This is a genomic window from Streptomyces sp. NPDC049954, assembly GCF_040656295.1.
Lineage (GTDB): Bacteria > Actinomycetota > Actinomycetes > Streptomycetales > Streptomycetaceae > Streptomyces.
The window spans coordinates 435705-454593 of the sequence record NZ_JBFALS010000006.1 but is presented as its reverse complement, the minus strand read 5'-3'; the positions used below and the strand labels follow the sequence as shown (position 1 = coordinate 454593).

Below are 18889 nucleotides of genomic sequence, written 5' to 3'. Positions count from 1 at the left end.
TGGCGGACGGAGGCACATATGGCGGCGGACACCCAGGTCGTGGGCCGGGCGGACCCGGGTGACGCGGGCGACATCCGCGCCGCCCTGCTGCGGCTGCGGCGCGCCACGGGACTGCCCGTGGCCTTCGGCGGCCCGCTGCGCGGCGGTCACCGGGTGCGGATCGGCGAGTTGAGCGGCACGGGTACGGCGGCGCTGGACGGCCTCGCGGTGTCGGCGGGCAACGGCCTGGGCGGGAAGGCGGTCGCCCTGAGCCGTCCGTGCACGGTCAGCGACTACCGCCGCGCGCGTTCCATCAGCCACGAGTACGACGTGGCGGTCGCGACGGAGGGCTTGCGCGCGGTGCTCGCGGTGCCCGTGGTCGTACGGCGCCGGGTGCGGGCCGTGCTGTACGGGGCGCTGCGCTCGGCCGAGCCGCTGGGCGACCGGACGCTGCACGCGGCGGTCGAGGCGGCCCGCGACGTCGAGCAGTCCCTCGTCGTGCGGGACGAGGTGCGTTCCCTGCTCGCTGCGGCCCGGGAACCGGTGGACTCGGCCGCAGCCTGGGAGGAGGTCCGCGAGGCGCACGGGGAGCTGCGGGCCCTCGCGCCGCGCCTGGACGAGGGGCCGCTGCGCGCGGAACTCCTCGCGGCCTGTGCGCGACTGGCGGGGGCGGGCACGCTGCGGGGCACCGGGGCCGGGACAGCGCTGGCCCCGCGCGAACTGGACGTCCTCGGCCGCGTGGCCGAGGGGGCGACGAACGCGCTGGCGGCGCGGCAGCTGGGGCTGCGCCCGGAAACCGTCAAGGCGTACCTGCGCTCCGCGATGCGCAAGCTGGGCGCGCACACCCGCGGCGAGGCGGTGGCGAGGGCCCGCCGCGCGGGCTTCCTGCCGTGAATTCGCGGTAGATCCACCGTCAGGGGACGCCGCGTCCGCGTCACTGCGGCGCGGGCTCGAAGCGGACGTCGGACACGGTGCCCTCCGCGTCCTGCGACGCCGACGCGAGTACCGCGTGCAGCCGGCTCGCCTCGGCGGCCGTCGCCTCGCGCGCCCCACGGTCGAGCGGCGTGAAGGCTCGCACGGTGACGGTGGCGCCGTCCGCTTCCCACACCCCGGCGACCCGCCCGTCGACAAGAAGCACGGGGAACGCCCGGTTGCCCTTCCACGTACGGCCCTTGTACGCGGGCGGCACGATCCGGGCGCGGTCGGCGTGCGAGAGCAGGACGTTGTCGAACTCGGGCAGCAGCCGGGGCGGCGCGGGAGTATCGGGGTCCGGACGGGGCGCGTCCGGCAGGTCGAACAGTTCAGTACCGCTCTGCGAACGGAACGCGAGCAGTTCGGGACGGAGTTGGTCGACGGCGGACCGCAGCCCCCGGAGCCCCGACCACTGCTGCACGTCCCTGACGGAGGCGGGCCCGAAGGCGGCGAGATACCGCCGTACGACGCTGTGCGCAGCGGCCCCCGCCTCCGGGGCCTCCCTGCCGAGCCAGTGATCGAGTGGTGTGAGCGCCACGCCACCGCTACGACCCCACAGCCCGCGCGGAGTGACCTGGACCAGGTGCTGAAGGCACCGCGCCGCGACCGAGAGGGCACGCGGATCGGCCTCGGGCCACAGGGGCGAGAGCGCGTCCCTCAACTGTGCGGGGGTGCGGGGCTCCTCCAGCATCAGCGCGCGGCTGACCGTGGTGAGCCGGTCGAGGTCGACCCCGGCGAGCCCCTTGCGGAAGTGGGTCAGTTCGCGGTGCCGGACGGGCAGGGTGAACGGGGCGAGGGCGAGGGCGTCGGCCGCCGTGTGCGTGTGCAGCGTCGACCGCATCGTGACCAGCCGCACGGCCTCCCGCCGCTCCATGGCCCCGGCCAGTTCCCCCGGCCCGAACCCGTCGAGCCGGGCGGCGAGCGCCCCGTACGGCGGTCTCACGTTCTGCGCCTGAAGCCCGAGCAGCCGGCTCAGCGCCTCGTCGACGGACAGCGGTGCCCGCTCCAGCAGATACTGCCGGGCGAGCAGGGCCCGGCCGAGGGCGCGGTCACTGAGGACGGGGGCGGCGGACGTCTTCATGACGGCACGGTAGGCGGCCTTGAGGACAGAAACGGTCCTCGGGGGCCGTGTCGGGGGGTACGGCACGCGGGGGCCGTACGGCACTCGGGGGCGAGTGGGTCGTCACGTCAGCCGGCGTGCGTACTGCGCCGGTGCCGCGTGGTACTGCCTTTTGGAAGCGCGGATGAAGTGGCTGCTGTCGGTGAACTGCCAGAGCGCGGCGGCCTCGGACACGCTGAGCCGCGATCCGGGGGCGGTGAGCGCCTCGGCCGCCGCTTCCAGGCGCCGGCGGCGGATGTGAAGCGCTGAACGACTCGTCCAGGCTCGCGAAGGCCCGTTGGAGGGTGCGGACGGACACGTGCAGTCGCGCGGCGATCGTGGCCGTCGCCAGGTCGGCGTCGGTGAGCCGGGCAGCGGCCAGGTCCTTGGCCGCCTGCGCCGGCGCCGGGGTGAAGACGGGCTCGCGGGCGTCGAAGTGGTCGAGGACCAGGCCCTTGGCCAGTTCGAGCAGGGCGTTGCGGGACGCGAGCGCGCCCGCGGCCCGAGGTCGCCCAGGGTCCGCTGCACCGTACTCGTGTGCGCCATGAGGATCCGTGCCGCGGGCGAGGTGGTCCGGCCGGTGCGCGGTCTCCCGGCGACCAGGGGCCGTAAAGCGTCGCCGGGGGAGATGAAGATGCGGGTGCCGATCTCGGGCGTGGTGTGGAAGTTCTTCTCCGTCACGCAGTGGTGCATGAAGCAGGTGCCCGCCGTGACATGCGCGTCACCACCCTGATCGTGCGGGTCCTGGAGGCCCACCGCGCCACGCAACCCGACGTACAACCTGACCTGGTCGTGCTCCAGGGCGCCGACCGCCTGGGTGCTCACGGGCGAGGACGCCCACATCTCGTTGACGGCGGTGTCCCGCAAGGTCACCGAGCGCATCGTCCCCTAGAAGCCGTCGACCGTGGAAGCGCTGAACTCCGGCAGCGGGTACATCAGCCCATACGGGGTTCCCGACGGGCTGCGTCCTGACCCTGCTGAATGCTTCGCGTCGGCGCTCTTGTCAGTGCCCCCTCCTAGGGTGGGGCGTGCGTCATCTGTTGTTGCTTCGTGGATCGAGAGGGGAAGTTGCTGTGGACGTGACGAGCGCCAAGGACGGCGGGCGGGCCGGGAGTGGGGCTGACGGGGGCGATGCGGAGGTGGGGGTGCTGCTCGACGTCCTGAGAGCCGAGCGGCGGCACGTCCTGGAGGCTCTCGACGGGCTGGACGAGGAGACGCTGCACCGTTCGGTGTTGCCCTCCGGGTGGAGTCCGCTCGGCCTGGTGCGGCATCTGGCGCTGGATGTGGAGCGGTTCTGGTTCCGGGGGGTCGTCGCCGGTGAGGAGGAAGTGGTCGCTCAGGTGCTGGCCTCCACCGCGGACGACAACGCCTGGCGGCTCGCGCCCGGGGACGACGGGCCGGGCGTCATCGGTCTCTACCGCGCGGAGTGCGCCTCGGCCGACGCGGTCGTCACGGCCCGCACCGCTCTCACGCCTCCCGCGTGGTGGCCGGACGATCAGTCCGGGCACAACCGGTTGCACACCTTGCGCGAGGTGTTGCTGCACGTCGTGACGGAGACCGCGTGTCACGCCGGGCACCTCGACGTCGTGCGGGAACTCGTCGACGGGCGGCAGTGGCTCGTGCTGACGGAATGACGGGGCGGGGTGGTGAGGCGGCTGGCAGGATGTGGGGCGTACGCCTCGCGAGGCGCCCGGGTCCAGGAAAGGTTTGCGCAATGGCGGTCATTCACCGTACGACACTGACTCCGACCAAGGTGGAACTGCTGGCCGGCTGGCTGCCCCGTCAGCCCTGGTTCCGGGGCTCCGGGCCGTTGGCGGCCACCCCGGTGAAGGCCGGCGGGTTCCGGCTCGACGACCCGGCCGGGGAGGTCGGCATCGAGTTCATGGCGGCGTCCGACGTCTCGGGGCCCGAACCCGTCACGTATCACGTGCCGTTCACGTACCGAGCGGCTCCGCTCGACGGGGCCGAGGCCGGTCTCATCGGCACCACCGAGCACGGCGTGCTCGGCAAGCGCTGGGTGTACGACGGGACGCACGACCCGGTGCTGGTCGCCCAGGTGCTCGCCCTGCTGCGAGGCGAGGCCGAGCCGCAGGCCCAGAGCCAGAGCGACACCCCGGACCCGACGGTGCTGGCCCGGCGCGCCGGCCGGGCCCCGGAGGCGCTCGCCCTGGGCGCCGGCGCGGAGATCGCCTCCGTCGTCTCGGGGCCCGAGGGCACCGACGTCCTGCTCACCGGCGGAGGCGAAGGTACTCCCGGTCTGGTGCTGCGCTTCCACCGTGTCCTGGCCGAGAACGAGTCGGAGAGTGTGACGCCGCCGGTCCTGGGCCACGTCGACGCCGGGTGGTCGGCGGCGGACGGTGCCGGGCGGCGGGGGCGGTTCGCGGAGCTGCGCGAGCGGGCGTAGCAGCCGTCGCCGGGCCGCGTCCAAGGCTCCGGTTCCACACTCCCACTTGCGCGCCCCCTGCCCCAGGTATCCCGGAACTCGACTCATGCTGGCGCGACTTCGGCTGCTCGTGTGAAGCTCTTCCTCATGAATCATGATCAGGTGGACGGCGTCGACGAGACCCCGGTGGGCGGGTCCCTCGCCGCGCGGCTGAGGACCGACCAGCCGCATTCGGCTCGGGTGTGGAACCACCTGCTCGGCGGGAAGGACAACTATCCCGTCGACAGCGAGACGGGCGACATGATCCTGCGGGCGTTCCCGGACATCGCCGGGATCGCCCGTGGACAGCGCCGTTTCCTGAAGCGGGCCGTGCGGTATCTCGCCGCCGAGGCCGGGGTGCGCCAGTTCCTCGACCTCGGCACCGGGCTGCCCACGGCGGACAACACGCACGAGGTGGCGCAGGGCGTGGCGCCCGGCTCGCGGATCGTGTACGTCGACAACGATCCGCTGGTCCTCGTCCACGCGCGGGCCCTGCTCACGAGCACGCCCGAGGGCGCCTGCGCCTACCTCGACGCCGATGTGCGCGAGCCCGGCCGCATCCTCGAAGGGGCCGCCCGGACACTGGACTTCACGCGGCCGATCGGGCTGACCATGCTCGGCATCATGGGGCAGTTGCCCGACGAGGACGATCCGGCTTCGCTCGTCGCGGAGCTGGTCGCGGCGCTGCCCCCGGGCAGTTACCTGGCGCTGTGCGACGGGACCGACACCAGCGAGACGCTCAACGCCGCGATAGCCGCGTACAACGCGAACTCGGCCAGCTCGTACCACCTGCGCTCCCCCGAGCGCATCGCCGCGTACTTCGACGGGCTGGACCTGGTCGAGCCCGGAGTGGTGCGCACCGGGGAGTGGCGCCCCGAGCCCGACGCGCGGGACCTGCTGCTCGAACAGGGCAACGCCGTGTGCGGGGTGGCCCGCAAGCCCTGACGCGCCGGCCCCGCTCGCCCCACCCGCGTGTTTCGCGCGCTGCTCATCCTGACGGAAACCGAGGCCACCACCGGCTAAGGATCTGGACCGCAGGCGGCCCGCGACCACGGCAGGCACCCGGGCGGCCTCACTGAGCCGGGACCGGCTGGGTGAGGTTCACCGGGTTGCCGTCGGGGTCCTTGATGTGGGCGACGCGCTGGCCCCACGGCATGTCGTGGGGGCCTCTGCTCACCGAGCCGCCCAGCGCCGTCACCCGGCCCAGCGTCTCGTCGACGTCGTCGACACCGATGCTGAGCAGCATCCGCGGTGCCGCCCCTGTCCCCGCGTCCGTCTTGGCCACCAGGCCGAGGTCGGTGTCGCCGATGCGCAGGCCGAGGTAGAAGGCCGGGCCTTCCTCCGGAATCCGGAAGATCTCCTCCGCGCCGAACAACTGCGTGTAGAAGCCGAGCAGGGTGTCCTGGTCGGCGGTCAGGATCACCGGCTGAATGGTGGACATGGCACTCCTGTCGTGAACGATGGGTCGCTCAGTAGACCGGTCGAGGGCGGCGAACTCATCGGCCGTCCGCCCTGCCGGACGCTCTACACCCCCCACCGTCGCTCACGACCAGGAGGAGCACCCGGAAAGAGCGTCACGCCATGCCGCCGGGCTGCTCCTTCACGTTGACGCAGCCGCAAAGAGCTTCTTGAGCCAATTCAGCACCACCTCGCAAGACCGAACGGGCCCGGCTCCAGGCCGTCCGGAGCCGTCCGGAGCCGCCGATCACCGCGGTCGTCTCCGCCTCGGTCGCCTGCCGCCGGCCGACGTCCATCGCACCGGCCAAGGGCAGTCGGCCGCTGCCACCCGTCAGAACCGGTGCGCGGAGGGCATCGCCTGGAACGACGACGTGCCGAGATCCTCCGGCCGCACCAGCGGGAACGCCGGCGGATCACCGACGTGGTGCAGTCATCGGACCAGCGAGGGCCGGGTGCCGTGGATGGGGCGGTGGGCGCCGGTCAGGGGGGCTCCGGTGCCGCCGTTGCGGACCGCCACGATCTCCGCCGCGATCGACAGGGCGGTCTCCTCCGGGGTGGAGGCCCCGAGGTCGAGGCCGATCGGTGAGCGCAGGCGGGCGAGTTCGGGTTCGGTCAGGCCCTCCGCGCGCAGGCGGCTCAGCCGGTCCAGGTGGGTGCGGCGCGAGCCCATCGCGCCGACGTAGGCGACCGGGAGGCGCAGCGCGATCCGCAGCAGCGGGACGTCGAACTTGGCGTCGTGCGTGAGGACGCACAGCACGGTGCGCTCGTCGGTCGCGGTCGCCGCGAGGTAGCGGTGCGGCCACTCGACGACCACCTCGTCGGCGCCGGGGAATCGTTCGGGGGTCGCGAAGACGGGGCGCGCGTCGCACACCGTGACGCGGTAGCCGAGGAAGGCGCCGGCCCGGACGAGGGCCGCCGCGTAGTCGATCGCCCCGAAGACGATCAGCCGGGGCGGGGGCACGCTGGACTCGACGAGCAGGGTCACGGGGCGTCCGCAGCGCGAGCCGTCCGCGCCGATGGTGACGCGGCCGGTGCGGCCCGCGGCGAGCAGCGCGGCCGCCTCGCGCCGCGCCGTACGGTCGAGGGCCCCGGGGCCGCCGAAGCCGCCGCCCGGCCGGTCCCCGGCGTCCACGGTGAGGGCCGCGCCGAGCAGTTCGGGCGGTCCGTCGACGACCCGGGCCAGCGCTGTCGTCCCGCCCCCGGCGGCCGTCTCCAGGACGCGGGCGTAGGGCTCCTGGCCGGGGCGCACCGGGGTGACGAGGACCTCGATGACGCCGCCGCAGGTGAGGCCGACCGCGAAGGCGTCCTCGTCGCTGTAGCCGAAGCGTTCGAGGACGGTGTGTCCGTCGCCGAGGGCCTGGCGGCACAGCTCGTAGACGGCGCCCTCGACGCAGCCGCCGGAGACCGAGCCGGTCACGGTGCCGTCCTCGTCCACGGCGAGCGCCGCCCCGGGCCGGCGCGGGGCGCTGCCGGTCACGGAGACGACGGTGGCGACGGCGAAGGCGCGCCCCTCCCGGGCCCAGCCGTGCAGTACGTCGGCGATGTCCAGCATTCTCGGTCTCCTCGGGGACGGGGACGGGGCGGCCTGCGGCCCTAGCGGACGCCGAGCCAGCTCTCGATCGGGTGCAGGGCGAAGTAGACGAGGAACACCGCCGTCAGTACCCACATGAAGGGGCCGGTCTCCCGGAAGCGGCCCTGTGCCGCCTTGATGGCCGTATAGGCGATCACTCCGGCGCCCACCCCGGCCGTGATGGAGTAGGTGAACGGCATGAGGACGACGGTGAGGAAGACGGGGACGGCGACGGAATGGTCGGTCCAGTCGACGTGCCGGGCGTTGCGCAGCATCATCGAGCCGATCACGACGAGCGCGGCGGCGGCCACCTGTCCCGGGACGATCTGCGCGAGCGGGGTGAAGAAGAGCCCGGCCGTGAACAGCAGGCCCGTCACGACGGAGGCGAGTCCGGTGCGGGCGCCCTCGCCGACGCCGGTCGCGGACTCGACGAAGACGGTCTGACCGGAGGCGCCGGCGATCCCGCCGATCGCCCCGCCCGCCCCGTCCACCAGGAGCGCCTTCGACAGTCCGGGCATGCGTCCCTGCTCGTCGGCGAGTCCGGCCTGGGTGCCGACGCCGATGATCGTGGCCATCGCGTCGAAGAATCCGGCGAGGACCAGGGTGAAGACGATGACGCCCACGGTGAGCCCGCCGATGTCGCCCCAGCCGCCGAACTCGACGTCGCCGAAGAGCCCGAAGTCCGGCATGGACACGGCGGAGCCGTTCAGCTCGGGCGGGGAGCCGCCCCACACCTTCGGGTCGAGACCGGCGACGGCGTTGACGAGCACCGCGAGGATCGTTCCCGCGACGACGCCGATGAGGATGGCGCCGGGTACGGAGCGGGCCTGGAGCATGAAGATCAGGAGCAGCGTCACGCAGAACAGCAGGACCGGCCAGCCCGACAGCTGACCGCCGGTGCCGAGTGTCACCGGGTCTCCCTTGCCGACGAAGCCCGCGTTGACCAGGCCGATGAGCGCGATGAACAGGCCGATGCCGATGGTGATGCCGTGTTTGAGGGCCTGCGGGATCGCGTTCATGACGAGTTCGCGCAGGCCCGTGACGACGAGCAGCACGATGACCGCCCCGTAGACGACGCACATGCCCATCGCCTGCGGCCACGTCATGTGCGGGGCGACCTGGGTGGCGAGCACCCCGGAGACGCTGAGCCCGGCGGCGAGGGCGAGCGGCACCTTGCCGACCAGGCCCATGAGGAGGGTGCTCACGGCAGCGGCGAGCGCGGTCGCGGTGATGAGCGCGGCGTGGTCGAGCCGGTGCCCGGCGGCGTCCGGCCCGCCGAGCAGCAGTGGGTTGAGCAGCAGGATGTAGCACATCGCCATGAACGTCGTCAGGCCGCCGCGTATCTCACGGGCGAGGGTCGAGCCCCGCTCGGAGATGTGGAAGTAGCGGTCGGGCCAGGACCGGCCGGCCGGCAAACGCGGGCCGGCGGGCGTCTCCTCGGCGGACGTCGTCGGCCGCACGGATTGCTGGGACATGGTGCCAACTCCCGGGGTGCGCGTGGGGACCCTCAGCCGTCCGACCGTCCGGGCACGGGCCGGGCACGGGAGGGTGCCCGCGTGCGGGGGGACGGGACGGGCCGCGGGTGGGGTGGATGTCTTCGGTGCGGAGGTGCCGGGTCGGGCGGGCGGGGGCGTCCGGGCGCAGGGCCGGGGCGGTGGGCGGCCACGTGCCGGTGTCCGCGTGTCCCGGCCGCCCGTCGGCCCCTTTCAGGACCCCGTTCGCCGCCCGTCGGCTCCTTTCAGGACCCCGTTCCGGTCAGGTGCTCGGGCCGGACCGGGACGCGGTTCAGTTCGAGGCCGGTGGCCGCGCGGATCGCGGCGAGTACGGCCGGGGTGGACGACAGGGTGGGTGCCTCGCCGATGCCGCGCAGCCCGTACGGGGCGTGCTCGTCGGCGAGTTCGAGGACGTCGACGGGGATGGTGGGTGTGTCGAGGATCGTCGGGATGAGGTAGTCGGTGAAGGAGGGGTTGCGCACTTTCGCGGTCACCGGGTCGACGAGGATCTCCTCCATGACCGCGATGCCGAGGCCCTGCGTCGTGCCGCCCTGGATCTGGCCCTGGACGGACAGCGGGTTGAGGGCCTTGCCGACGTCCTGCGCGCAGGCCAGTTCCACGACCTTGACGAGGCCGAGTTCGGTGTCCACCTCGACGACCGCGCGGTGCGCGGCGAAGGAGTACTGGACGTGGCCCCTGCCCTGGCCGGTGCGCGGGTCGAAGGGTTCGGTGGGCCGGTGGCGCCACTCCTTCTCGATGTCGATCACCTCCTCGCCCAGGACCTCGGCGAGACTCGCGAGCACCTCTCCGCCGTCGGTCACCACCTTGCCCTCCTCCAGGAGGAGTTCGGCGGTGGCCCAGGCCGGGTGGTAGGTGCCGAACCTGGCCCGTCCGAGGTCGAGCACCTTGGCGCGGACGGCCTCGCAGGTGTGCTTGACGGCGCCCCCGGTGACGTACGTCTGCCGCGAGGCGGAGGTGGATCCGGCCGAGCCGACCCGCGTGTCGGCGGGCTGGATCGTGACCTGGTTGACGCCGAGTTCGGTGCGGGCGATCTGGGCGTGCACGGTGACGCCGCCCTGTCCGACCTCGGCCATCGCGGTGTGCACGGTCGCGACGGCCTGCCCGGCGAGGTTCTCCAGGCGTACCCGGGCGGTCGAGTAGTCGTCGAAGCCCTCGGAGAAGCCGACGTTCTTGATGCCGACCGCGTAGCCGACGCCCCGTACGACGCTCTCGCCGTGCGTGGTGTTGGACAGTCCGCCGGGCAACTGCCGTACGTCGACGCCCTCGGTGGACTCCCACTGCCGCGGTGGCGGCAGCGGCCGGGCCTTGACGCGGCGCAGCAGTTCGGCGACCGGGGCCGGGGAGTCCACGACCTGGCCGGTGGGCAGTCGATCGCCCTGGGACATCGCGTTGAGGCGGCGGAACTCGACCGGGTCCATGTCGAGCGCGGCCGCGAGCTTGTCCATCTGCGCCTCGTAGGCGAAGCAGGCCTGAACGGCGCCGAAGCCGCGCATCGCCCCGCACGGCGGGTTGTTGGTGTAGAGCGCGATCGTCTCGATGTCGACGTCGTCCACGACGTAGGGGCCCACGCCGAGGGAGGCCGCGTTGCCGACGACGGCCGGGGAGGCGGAGGCGTAGGCCCCGCCGTCCAGCACGATGCGGCACTTGAGGTGGGTGAGTTTCCCGTCGCGGGTCGCGCCGTGCTCGTACCGGAGTTTCGCGGGGTGGCGGTGGACGTGGCCGAAGAAGGACTCGAAGCGGTTGTAGACCATCTTGACGGGTTTGCCGGTGCGCAGCGCGAGCAGGCAGCCGTGGATCTGCATCGACAGGTCCTCGCGGCCGCCGAAGGCGCCGCCCACCCCGGAGAGGGTCATCCGGATCTTCTCGGGCGGCAGCCCGAGGACCGGGGCCATCTGCCGCAGGTCGGAGTGGAGCCACTGGGTCGCGATGTAGAGGTCCACTCCGCCGTCCTCGGCGGGTACCGCGAGCCCCGCCTCGGGCCCGAGGAACGCCTGGTCCTGCATGCCGAAGACGTACTCGCCGCGCACGATCACGTCGGCGCGGGCGGCCGCCGCGCCGGCGTCGCCGCGCACGATGGGCTGGCGGTGCACGATGTTGGGGTGGGCGACGTGCCCGATGTGGTGGTCGTCGCGGTTCTCGTGGAGCAGCGGGGCGTCCGGGGCGGTCGCGCTCGACTCGTCGGTGACGACCGGGAGTTCGGCGTAGTCGACCCTGATCTTCGCGGCGGCGCGGCGCGCGGTCTCCGGGTGGTCGGCGGCGACGAGGGCGACGGGCTCGCCGTGGTGGCGGACCCGGCCGTGCGCGAGGACCGGGGTGTCCTGGATCTCCAGCCCGTAGTGCCTGACCTCGGTCGGCAGGTCCTCGTACGTGAGGACCGCGTACACGCCGGGCGTCGCGAGGGCCTGCGCCGTGTCGATCGAGCGGATCTCGGCGTGCGCGAGGGTCGAGCGCAGCGTGTGGCCCCACAGCATGTCCTCGTGCCACATGTCGGAGGCGTACGCGAACTCGCCGGTGACCTTGAGGACGCCGTCGGGCCGCAGGGTGGATTCGCCGACGCCGCCGCGCGTGCCGGTGCCCTGGTTCTGGGTCAGTCCGGTCGGGGTGCCGGACGGCGGGGCCTGGCGGGCGGCCGGGGCCTGGCGGGTGGCCGGGGCCTGGCGGGTGGCCGGGGCGGTGTCGGTCCGGTGTTCTGCGGGGCGCACTCAGATCGCCTCCTTCGCGGTCTCCTGGCGGGCGGCGGCCAGCCGTACGGCGTCGAGGATCTTCTCGTAGCCGGTGCAGCGGCACAGGTTGCCGGACAGCGCCTCGCGGATGTCCGCGTCCGTCGGCGAGGGGTTGTGCTCCAACATCTCGTCGGCGGCGACCAGCAGGCCCGGGGTGCAGAAGCCGCACTGGACGGCGCCCGCGTCCACGAACGCCTGCTGCACGGGCGAGAGCGGGGTGTTCGCCGGATCGTGCGGGCGCGCCTCCCAGCGGCGGGCCGCGTCGAGCGGCACCCCCTCGGGCGCCCGGCCGGTCTCCTCGGCCGTACGGCGCGCCGCGTGGTCCGCGAGCCCTTCGACGGTGACGATCTCGCGCCCCTCGGCCTGCCCCGCCGCGACCAGGCACGCGCACACCGGCACGCCGTCGAGCCGGACGGTGCACGAGCCGCACTCGCCCTGCTCGCACGCGTTCTTGGAGCCGGGCAGGCCCAGCCGCTCGCGCAGGACGTAGAGGAGGGACTCGCCCTCCCACACGTCGTCCGCCTCCTGCCGGCGCCCGTTGACGGTGAAGTTCACGCGCATGCCGTACCTCCCTGCCGGTGTCCGGTGCGGTGGGCCTCCCAGGCCCAGGTGAGTGTCCTGCGGGCCATCACGCCGACCGCGTGCCTGCGGTAGCTCGCGCTGCCCCGTACGTCGTCGATGGGGTTGCAGGCGGCCGAGCACAGTTGGGCGAACTCCTTGAGGGCGGCGGCGCCGGGGGCCCGGCCGCTGTCCCAGCACCCCTCCTCCTCCAGTACGGAGCCGAGGAACAGTTCGGCGTCCTTGGCGCGTACCGGGGTGGGGGCGGCGGAGCCGATGCCGGTGCGCACGGTGCGGGTGTCGGGGTGCAGGGCGAGGCCGAAGGCGCACACCGCGATGACCATGGCGTTGCGGGTGCCGACCTTGGAGAACTGCTGCGGTCCGCGCGCCTTCGGGACGCGGACGGCGCGGATCAGCTCGTCGGGGGCGAGCGCGTTGCGTTTCACGCCGGTGTAGAAGTCGTCGATCGGGATGAGCCGGGTGCCGCGCACGGAGGCCGCCTCGACCTCGGCGCCCGAGGCGAGCAGCGCGGGGTGGGCGTCGCCGGCCGGGGAGGCGGTGCCGAGGTTGCCGCCGACCCCGCCACGATTGCGGATCTGCGGGGAGGCCACGGTGTGCGAGGCGAGCGCGAGGCCGGGCAGCTGGGCCCGCAGGTCCGTCATGACGCGCGTGTACGGGACGCTCGCGCCGAGCCGTACGGTGTCCCCGTCCGCCTCCCACTCGGCGAGTTCGGCGATCCGGCCCAGGTCGAGCAGGTGCTCGGGCCTGCGGTGGTCGAAGTTGATCTCGACCATGACGTCGGTGCCGCCCGCGAGGGGTACGGCGCCCGGATGCTCCGCCTTCGCGGCGAGCGCCTCCTCCCAGTCGGCGGGGCGAAGGAAGTCCATGAAGGCTCTCTTCCGGTCGGGGCGAGCGGATCGGCGGACGGTCTTTCGCGCGGCGTACGGGGCTTCCCGTCGTACGCCGCGTCGTGCGGGTCGCTCCGGTCGTGCGGGCTGCCGGCGGGGCGGCGGGCTCCGGGAGGCGGGAGGGCTTCGGCGTGACCTGCGCCACGGTGGGTCCAGTGAAGCGGGCCGGGCACGGGCCCGGGCAGTCACGGAATCCATGAAGGAGTTGGCTGGCCAGCCCCGAGGTCTTGTAGATTCATATGAACGGCGGGGCCGGTTAACCTCGCTGTTTCCCCGGGGAAACCGCAGGCGACAGCGGTCGCGGTGACCTTGCCGGGGTGGGGCGGACCCATGGACATCTTTTCTAGACGGATCGGCGGCGAGGACATGCGGCTGCGCGCATTGCTGGAGACCGACGCGCTGGGGCTGCGGCTGCTCGGCGGGGCGGAGGAACTGGAGCGCACGGTGCGCGGGGTCATGACGACCGACCTGCGCGACCCGAGCCGCTACCTGTCGGGCGGGGAGCTGGTCCTGACCGGGCTCGCCTGGCGGCACGGCCCCGAGGACTCGGAGTCCTTCGCGCGCATCCTGTCCGAGGCCGGGGTCGTCGCGCTCGCGGCGGGCGAGGCGGAGCTGGGCCCGGTCCCCGAGGATCTGGTCGCGGCGTGCGCGCGCCACCGGCTGCCGCTGTTCTCGGTGAGCGAGCGGGTGGCGTTCGCGGCCATCACCGAGCACGTCGTGCGGCAGGTGTCCGGGGAGCGTGCCGGGGACCTCGCGGCGGTCGTCGACCGGCACCGCAGGCTCATGACGGCGGGACCGGCGGGCGGCGGACCGGGCGCCGTGCTCGACCTGCTCGGCAGCGACCTCGACCTGCGCGCCTGGGTCCTGTCGGCGACCGGCCGCGAGGTGGCCGGCTCGCAGCTCGCCGCCTCGGCCGGGCTGAGCCCCGAGGTGCGCGGCGCGCTCGCCGCCGGGCACCTCACGGCCGTACGGACCGGACGCCTGGGCGCGCACCGGCTCAGCGTCGACGGGACGGTGTACTCGCTGTTCCCGGTACGGCCCTCCGGCACCCTGCCCGACCCGGTGGCCGGTCCGGGACGGCGGCACGCCGAGCTGACCGAGTGGCTGCTGGCCGTGGCGGCGGACGCGGCGGACTGGCCGCAGGAGCGCGGGGAACTGCTGGAGGGGGTGACCCAGCTCATCGCGGTCGAACGGGACCGCAGGGAGGCGGCGCGCACCGTACGGCGGCGACTGGCCGGGGAGATCCTGGAGCTGGTGCAGAACGGCGCCCCGGCGGCCGAGACCGCCGCCCGGCTGCGGGTCGCCGCGCCGGTCCTGATGCCGGGCGCGGGGGCGGCCCCGCACTGGCAGGTGATCGTCGCCCAGGTGGAGTGGGCGGACGAAGAGGGCACGGACGGGCGGCCGGCCCAGGCTCTGCTGGAGGAGATCCTGAGCGGCCCGCAGGCCGCGGGCCAGGACGGCGGCGACCGGACGGCCGTCGCCCAGTTCGGGGCCGAGGCGGTCGCCCTCGTCCCGCTGCCCGCGGTCGCCGCCGAGCACGACGGCTCGGAGTCCGGCCTGCTCGCCCAGGCCCTCCTGGACGAGGTGAGCGGGCCGCTGGGCGCCGGGCTCGGCGAGGAGGGCCGGCTCACCCTCGGGCTGAGCGCCGCCGTGCACTCCGCCGAGGCGCTGCGCGGCGCCCTCGAAGAGGCCCGGCACGCCCGCCGGGTCGCCGCCGCACGCCCCGGGCCGGTCAATGCGGCCGGTCATCAGGAACTCGCCTCGCACGTCCTGCTGCTGCCCTTCGTCCCCGACGACGTGCGCCGTGCCTTCACCGCGCGGCTGCTCGACCCGCTGCGCGAGTACGACCGCCGTCACCGGGCCGAGCTGGTGCCGACCCTGGAGGCGTTCCTGGACAGCGACGGGTCCTGGACCCGTTGCGCGACCCGGCTGCATCTGCATGTGAACACCCTCCGCTACCGGGTCGGCAGGATCGAGCAACTCACCGGCAGGGACCTGTCGCGTCTGGAGGACAAGCTCGACTTCTTCCTCGCCCTGCGGATGAGCTGAGGGCCCGTCGCCGGGCCCCGGGCCCCGCACGCGTCGGATGTCGCGCCCGGGCGCCGGTCCCCGGGGCCACGGCCCGGGCGGCCGGAGCCGGGGGTTCCGCGCTCCCCGCGCAGGTGGGGGGCGCGGTGGCCGTCGGCCCTTGATTCCCCGGGCGGCACGGCCCGTCGCCCGTCTTGTGAAAACTTTCACCCGCCCCCTTGGCGCGACCGGCTATCCGTGCTGGGATTCGCCCAGAGCTCGCCGGCGCGCTTGAGGAGGGGAAGGTGGCGGACACCGCCATGCCTGATTCCGTATCGACGTCCACGCCCGGGGACCGGGCGGCGTCCGTGGAGAACTCGGTGTGGCGGCTGCGTGCGCGCGGCTGCTGGAGCGAGGCGGCGTCCCTGCTGGAGGACCTGCCGGGCCCCGAGCCCGCGTTGCGGCGCGCCGCCCTTCTTGTCGAACGCTGTCTCTACACGGGCGAGGGCTGGGAGCAGGCGGAGGACGGGCTGCGGACGGCGGAGGCGCTGGCCCGCGACGACGACGCGCGGGGCGCGGCCGCTTGTGAACGCGGGCACCTCGCCTACGCGGCGACGCTGCTCGGGGTCAGGGACCGGGCCGACGAGGCGAGCAGCGCGCTGGGCCGGGCGGCCGCCCTGCTGGCCCCGGGTTCGGCGCGCCGTCCGCTGCTCGACTTCCGGCGCGGACTGATCGCGGAGCATCTCGCGCAGGCCCCGCAGTCCGCGCGGGCCGCGTACCGCAGGGCGCACGCGGGGGCCACCGCCCATCACGACGTGCTGCTCCAGTCGTACACCTGGCACCATCTCGCGGAACTCGCGCTGCGCGACGGCGAACTGGCGGAGGCCCGGCACGGTTTCGCGCAGTGTCTGCGGCTGCGGGAGGACCTCGGGTACGTCGTGGGTGTCGCGGCGACGCTCGCCGCGCTCGCCGACACGGAGGGCGAGAGCGAGGCCGCGCGCCTGCGGGCGGAGGCGCGCCGCCTGTGGCTGCTGCTGGACAGGGTCCCCGCCGCGCTGGCCCCCCGTCTGGGGCTGCCCGCGCCCACGGCCGACCTCGCTTAGGAAACGGGGCCCGGCGGGCCGGGGCACGTCGGGGATCAGCGGCGGGCGAGCCGCGGCGGAGCGGGCGCGGGCCGGGGCCGCGCGCTCACTCCGCGGCGGCGAAGTGGCCGCGTACGAGGTCGCGTACGGCGCCGATGTCGCCCTCGACGAGGGCGTCCACGAGCGCGACGTGCTGCACCGCGTCGGCGACCAGCACCCCGCGTCCTCGTCCTGTCGGCCACTGCCCGCGCAGATGGAGATCGTCGGCGACCCGCACGAGGTGGTCGTTGCCGCAGAGGGTGAGCACCGCACGGTGGAAGGCCCGGTCGGCCTGGGCGTAGACGCCCCGGTCCCCGGCCTCGGCGGCCCGCAGGGTGGCCTCGGCGGGCGGGCGCAGCGCGGCGAGCCGCTCGGGGGCGGCGTCCCTGGCCAGCCGGGAGACCGTCGGCAGCTCGATCAGGAGCCGTATCTCGGACAGTTCGCTCAGGTCGCGCGGGGTACGGGAGACGACGCGGAAACCCCGGTTGGGCACGGTCTCCACGGCGCCCTCGGCGGCGAGTTGCTGCATCGCCTCACGGACGGGGGTGGCGGAGACACCGAAGCGGTCGCCGAGGACCGGGGCGGAGTAGACCTCGCCGGGCACGAGCTCACCGGCGTCGAGGGCCGAGCGCAGCGCGCTCAGGATCTGCCCGCGCACCGAGGAACGCCGCAGGGGCGTACGCGGGCCGGCCGGGCCGGGGCCGTCGGAGCCCTCCGGGTCCAACGGCCCCGCCGGGTCGTCCGCCGAGGGCCACCGCGCGTGCGGATGCTCCCCGCGGGCCGGACTGCCGTGGTCGTCCCCCGGATGCCGGGGCGGCGGCACACGCACGGACCGCTGCGGCGCCCGGGAGCGCTCCCGGCTCCCGCCGGACCACTCCGTGCCTTCGTCGCCGCACCACTCGGCCTTCTCACCGGACCGCTCCGGGCTCTCGCTCGCGGCGCCGGACGCCTCCGGTCGCGGCGGGCGGCCGGACGGTGCCTCTCGTCCACCTCGGTCGTGGTCCACTGCGGTCTCTCCTCGGGGGGCCTTGGGGGCGGCTCCTGGGGGCGCACAGATGTGCGCACCCCGTGAGCACGATAGGCGGCCGGGCCCCCGCTTCCCATCTGGATCACATCGGGTAAGGTAAGGCTTACCTGCAAACGAACCCGATTCGGTGGTCATCGGCATGCCCTTCCCCGCCCCGGCTCCGGCCCGCCTGCCCGCCCCCTCCGCGCCGCACGCCCCCTCCCCGCTCGCCGAGGCCTACGCGCGGCTCGCCGAGGTCTTCCCCGGGCTCCAGGTCACCGAGGCGCCGGCGGACGGAAGCCTTCCCGAGGGGCCGGGCTGGGTCGAGGTCGCGGCGCTCGCGGCCGGCGGAGCCGCCCTGGACGCCTTCCTCTCGTGGGACAGCGAGCAGGTCGAGCGGGACTACGGACAGCAGGCGCGCCCCGACGTCGTCGCGAGCTTCGGCTTCCACCGCTACGCCTGGCCGGCCTGCCTGCTGATCACCGTGCCGTGGTTCCTGGTGCGCCGGGTCCCGCGCGTCACCGTGGACCAGGTCTCCTTCCACCGCGCGCGGGGCCGCATGGTCCTGCGGCCGACGAGCTTCGCGTGCCTGCCCGACGATCCGGCCGCCGGCCACCCGCTCGCGATCGTGGTCCCGGACGAGGAGGCGCTGCGCGCCGAGGTGCGCGCGGCCGTGGCCGCCCACCTGCTGCCGCTCTTCGAGAGCTTCGGACCGCGGATGCGCCGTCGCGGCCGGGCGCTGTGGGGCACGGCGACCGACGAGATCGTCGAGAGCCTCTGGTACGTCGGGCATCTGCTCGGCGAGGAGCCGCGCGCCATGGCGGAGCTGGAGGCGCTGCTGCCCGGTTCCACCAAGCCGTACGTCGGGGACACCGGCTTCCGCGAGCTGACCGGCCCGAACGGCGAGCCGCTGCAGACCAGGGACCGCGCGAGCTGCTGCATGTTCTACACGCTGCGCCCCGAGGACACCTGCGTCACCTGCCCGCGCACCTGCGACACGGAGCGGGTCGAACGCCTCATGGCGGAGCGCGCGGCCCAGGGCTGACCACCCCGCCCCCTCGCTCGCCCGTTCCCACCTACCGGGTACTCCCCCGGCGTCCGGCCCCGCCTCGGCGGGGCTTTCACGCGTCCCCACGACACCGGCCGGAGCCCGGCGGCGGCACTGCCCCGCGCCCCTCCCGGCACCCCGTTCACAAACCGTCACATCGGCGCCCCCTGCGAACGGCGGCGGGGAGGGCCGGCCCAGGCGGGAAGCGGCAGGGCTTTACCCTTCCAACACCCCGTCCACACAGGCCCTTTCCAGCCGCGCCCGCCCCCACCCCCGCCTTCCGGAACCCGGCAGAAGCAGCACCCCGGGTGCCACGGCGTTCCCACTAGCAAGCATTTCCCGGAGATCCTCGCTTACGGGTAATCTGTCTCGCACTGAACTCCCGGTTTTCGCAGGAGAGTTCGAGCAGGTTGACGCCTTCCGGGGACAGGCTCCCCCTTCGTGGCGCCCTATTGCCCGGAAAACACCTGACGGCTTTTCGGAGTGCGCCACTATGGCACCGAA

Annotated in this window: 17 protein-coding genes; 8 read left to right on the top strand and 9 right to left on the bottom strand. The window is 74.1% G+C overall.

Features of this window, described 5'->3' with window-relative positions:
• Positions 1–18 precede the first annotated feature (18 nt).
• Positions 19–873: a LuxR C-terminal-related transcriptional regulator gene (locus AB0J21_RS16470; RefSeq protein WP_363146638.1), complete on the top strand. Its 855-nt coding sequence runs from the start codon at positions 19–21 to the stop codon at positions 871–873.
• Between the two features lie 40 nt (positions 874–913).
• Here the strand turns inward: AB0J21_RS16470 and AB0J21_RS16465 are convergent, their stop codons facing one another.
• Together AB0J21_RS16465 and AB0J21_RS16460 are read right to left on the bottom strand one after the other, a co-directional pair.
• A complete protein-coding gene (locus AB0J21_RS16465; protein WP_363146637.1) occupies positions 914–2032 on the bottom strand; it encodes a winged helix DNA-binding domain-containing protein in 1119 nt (372 codons plus the stop codon).
• A 102-nt stretch (positions 2033–2134) separates the two neighbouring features.
• Positions 2135–2293 carry a helix-turn-helix domain-containing protein gene (locus AB0J21_RS16460; RefSeq protein ID WP_363146738.1) on the bottom strand — a complete coding sequence of 53 codons (159 nt, stop codon included), beginning with the start codon at positions 2291–2293 and terminating at the stop codon, positions 2135–2137.
• A 76-nt stretch (positions 2294–2369) separates the two neighbouring features.
• On the opposite strand from AB0J21_RS16460, the gene AB0J21_RS16455 reads away from it, so the two are divergent.
• From AB0J21_RS16455 to AB0J21_RS16440, 4 genes are all read left to right on the top strand, one after another.
• Positions 2370–2783 (top strand): hypothetical protein, encoded by a 414-nt coding sequence (locus AB0J21_RS16455; RefSeq protein WP_363146744.1) that lies wholly within the window; start codon positions 2370–2372, stop codon positions 2781–2783.
• Between the two features lie 346 nt (positions 2784–3129).
• Complete coding sequence (locus tag AB0J21_RS16450; RefSeq protein WP_363146737.1) at positions 3130–3684, top strand: DinB family protein; 555 nt, start codon at positions 3130–3132, stop codon at positions 3682–3684.
• A gap of 80 nt (positions 3685–3764) precedes the next feature.
• A complete protein-coding gene (locus AB0J21_RS16445; protein WP_363146636.1) occupies positions 3765–4454 on the top strand; it encodes a 1,4-alpha-glucan branching protein in 690 nt (229 codons plus the stop codon).
• Between the two features lie 126 nt (positions 4455–4580).
• Entirely contained in the window at positions 4581–5417 is an 837-nt protein-coding gene (locus AB0J21_RS16440) for an SAM-dependent methyltransferase (RefSeq protein ID WP_363146635.1), read from the top strand.
• Between the two features lie 127 nt (positions 5418–5544).
• Here the strand turns inward: AB0J21_RS16440 and AB0J21_RS16435 are convergent, their stop codons facing one another.
• The 6 genes from AB0J21_RS16435 to AB0J21_RS16410 form a co-directional block, all read right to left on the bottom strand.
• The gene (locus tag AB0J21_RS16435) at positions 5545–5913 is read right to left on the bottom strand and encodes a VOC family protein (RefSeq protein ID WP_363146634.1); all 369 of its coding nucleotides are present in this window, start codon (positions 5911–5913) and stop codon (positions 5545–5547) included.
• Between the two features lie 447 nt (positions 5914–6360).
• A complete protein-coding gene (locus AB0J21_RS16430; RefSeq protein ID WP_363146633.1) occupies positions 6361–7482 on the bottom strand; it encodes an XdhC/CoxI family protein in 1122 nt (373 codons plus the stop codon).
• Between the two features lie 41 nt (positions 7483–7523).
• The gene (locus tag AB0J21_RS16425; protein ID WP_363146632.1) at positions 7524–8975 is read right to left on the bottom strand and encodes an NCS2 family permease; all 1452 of its coding nucleotides are present in this window, start codon (positions 8973–8975) and stop codon (positions 7524–7526) included.
• A 263-nt stretch (positions 8976–9238) separates the two neighbouring features.
• Entirely contained in the window at positions 9239–11605 is a 2367-nt protein-coding gene (gene pucD / locus AB0J21_RS16420) for a xanthine dehydrogenase subunit D (protein WP_363146736.1), read from the bottom strand.
• 111 nt (positions 11606–11716) lie between these two features.
• Positions 11717–12298, bottom strand: coding sequence for a (2Fe-2S)-binding protein (locus tag AB0J21_RS16415; protein WP_363146631.1), 582 nt, complete (start codon positions 12296–12298; stop codon positions 11717–11719).
• Positions 12289–13182 carry a xanthine dehydrogenase family protein subunit M gene (locus AB0J21_RS16410; RefSeq protein WP_363146630.1) on the bottom strand — a complete coding sequence of 298 codons (894 nt, stop codon included), beginning with the start codon at positions 13180–13182 and terminating at the stop codon, positions 12289–12291. The genes AB0J21_RS16415 and AB0J21_RS16410 overlap by 10 nt, the downstream gene beginning before the upstream one ends.
• A gap of 387 nt (positions 13183–13569) precedes the next feature.
• Between AB0J21_RS16410 and AB0J21_RS16405 the strand changes: the two genes are divergently transcribed.
• Positions 13570–15252: a PucR family transcriptional regulator ligand-binding domain-containing protein gene (locus tag AB0J21_RS16405; RefSeq protein ID WP_363146735.1), complete on the top strand. Its 1683-nt coding sequence runs from the start codon at positions 13570–13572 to the stop codon at positions 15250–15252.
• A 278-nt stretch (positions 15253–15530) separates the two neighbouring features.
• Positions 15531–16313: a hypothetical protein gene (locus AB0J21_RS16400; RefSeq protein ID WP_363146629.1), complete on the top strand. Its 783-nt coding sequence runs from the start codon at positions 15531–15533 to the stop codon at positions 16311–16313.
• An 85-nt stretch (positions 16314–16398) separates the two neighbouring features.
• On the opposite strand, the gene AB0J21_RS16395 is transcribed toward AB0J21_RS16400, so the two are convergent.
• The gene (locus tag AB0J21_RS16395) at positions 16399–17337 is read right to left on the bottom strand and encodes an FCD domain-containing protein (protein ID WP_363146628.1); all 939 of its coding nucleotides are present in this window, start codon (positions 17335–17337) and stop codon (positions 16399–16401) included.
• Positions 17338–17497: 160 nt separating this feature from the next.
• Between AB0J21_RS16395 and AB0J21_RS16390 the strand changes: the two genes are divergently transcribed.
• The gene (locus AB0J21_RS16390) at positions 17498–18382 is read left to right on the top strand and encodes a (2Fe-2S)-binding protein (protein WP_363146627.1); all 885 of its coding nucleotides are present in this window, start codon (positions 17498–17500) and stop codon (positions 18380–18382) included.
• The last annotated feature ends 507 nt before the right edge of the window (positions 18383–18889 follow it).

Excerpts from the sequence above, each read along its gene's own strand:
- AB0J21_RS16430 (WP_363146633.1), bottom strand. The coding sequence starts at position 7,482 with ATGCTGGACATCGCCGACGTACTGCACGGCTGGGCCCGGGAGGGGCGC.
- AB0J21_RS16410 (WP_363146630.1), bottom strand. The coding sequence starts at position 13,182 with ATGGACTTCCTTCGCCCCGCCGACTGGGAGGAGGCGCTCGCCGCGAAG.
- AB0J21_RS16470 (WP_363146638.1), top strand. The coding sequence starts at position 19 with ATGGCGGCGGACACCCAGGTCGTGGGCCGGGCGGACCCGGGTGACGCG.
- AB0J21_RS16440 (WP_363146635.1), top strand. The coding sequence starts at position 4,581 with ATGAATCATGATCAGGTGGACGGCGTCGACGAGACCCCGGTGGGCGGG.
- AB0J21_RS16390 (WP_363146627.1), top strand. The coding sequence starts at position 17,498 with ATGCCCTTCCCCGCCCCGGCTCCGGCCCGCCTGCCCGCCCCCTCCGCG.
- AB0J21_RS16400 (WP_363146629.1), top strand. The coding sequence starts at position 15,531 with ATGCCTGATTCCGTATCGACGTCCACGCCCGGGGACCGGGCGGCGTCC.
- AB0J21_RS16465 (WP_363146637.1), bottom strand. The coding sequence starts at position 2,032 with ATGAAGACGTCCGCCGCCCCCGTCCTCAGTGACCGCGCCCTCGGCCGG.
- AB0J21_RS16415 (WP_363146631.1), bottom strand. The coding sequence starts at position 12,298 with ATGCGCGTGAACTTCACCGTCAACGGGCGCCGGCAGGAGGCGGACGAC.
- AB0J21_RS16435 (WP_363146634.1), bottom strand. The coding sequence starts at position 5,913 with ATGTCCACCATTCAGCCGGTGATCCTGACCGCCGACCAGGACACCCTG.
- AB0J21_RS16405 (WP_363146735.1), top strand. The coding sequence starts at position 13,570 with ATGCGGCTGCGCGCATTGCTGGAGACCGACGCGCTGGGGCTGCGGCTG.
- AB0J21_RS16425 (WP_363146632.1), bottom strand. The coding sequence starts at position 8,975 with ATGTCCCAGCAATCCGTGCGGCCGACGACGTCCGCCGAGGAGACGCCC.
- AB0J21_RS16445 (WP_363146636.1), top strand. The coding sequence starts at position 3,765 with ATGGCGGTCATTCACCGTACGACACTGACTCCGACCAAGGTGGAACTG.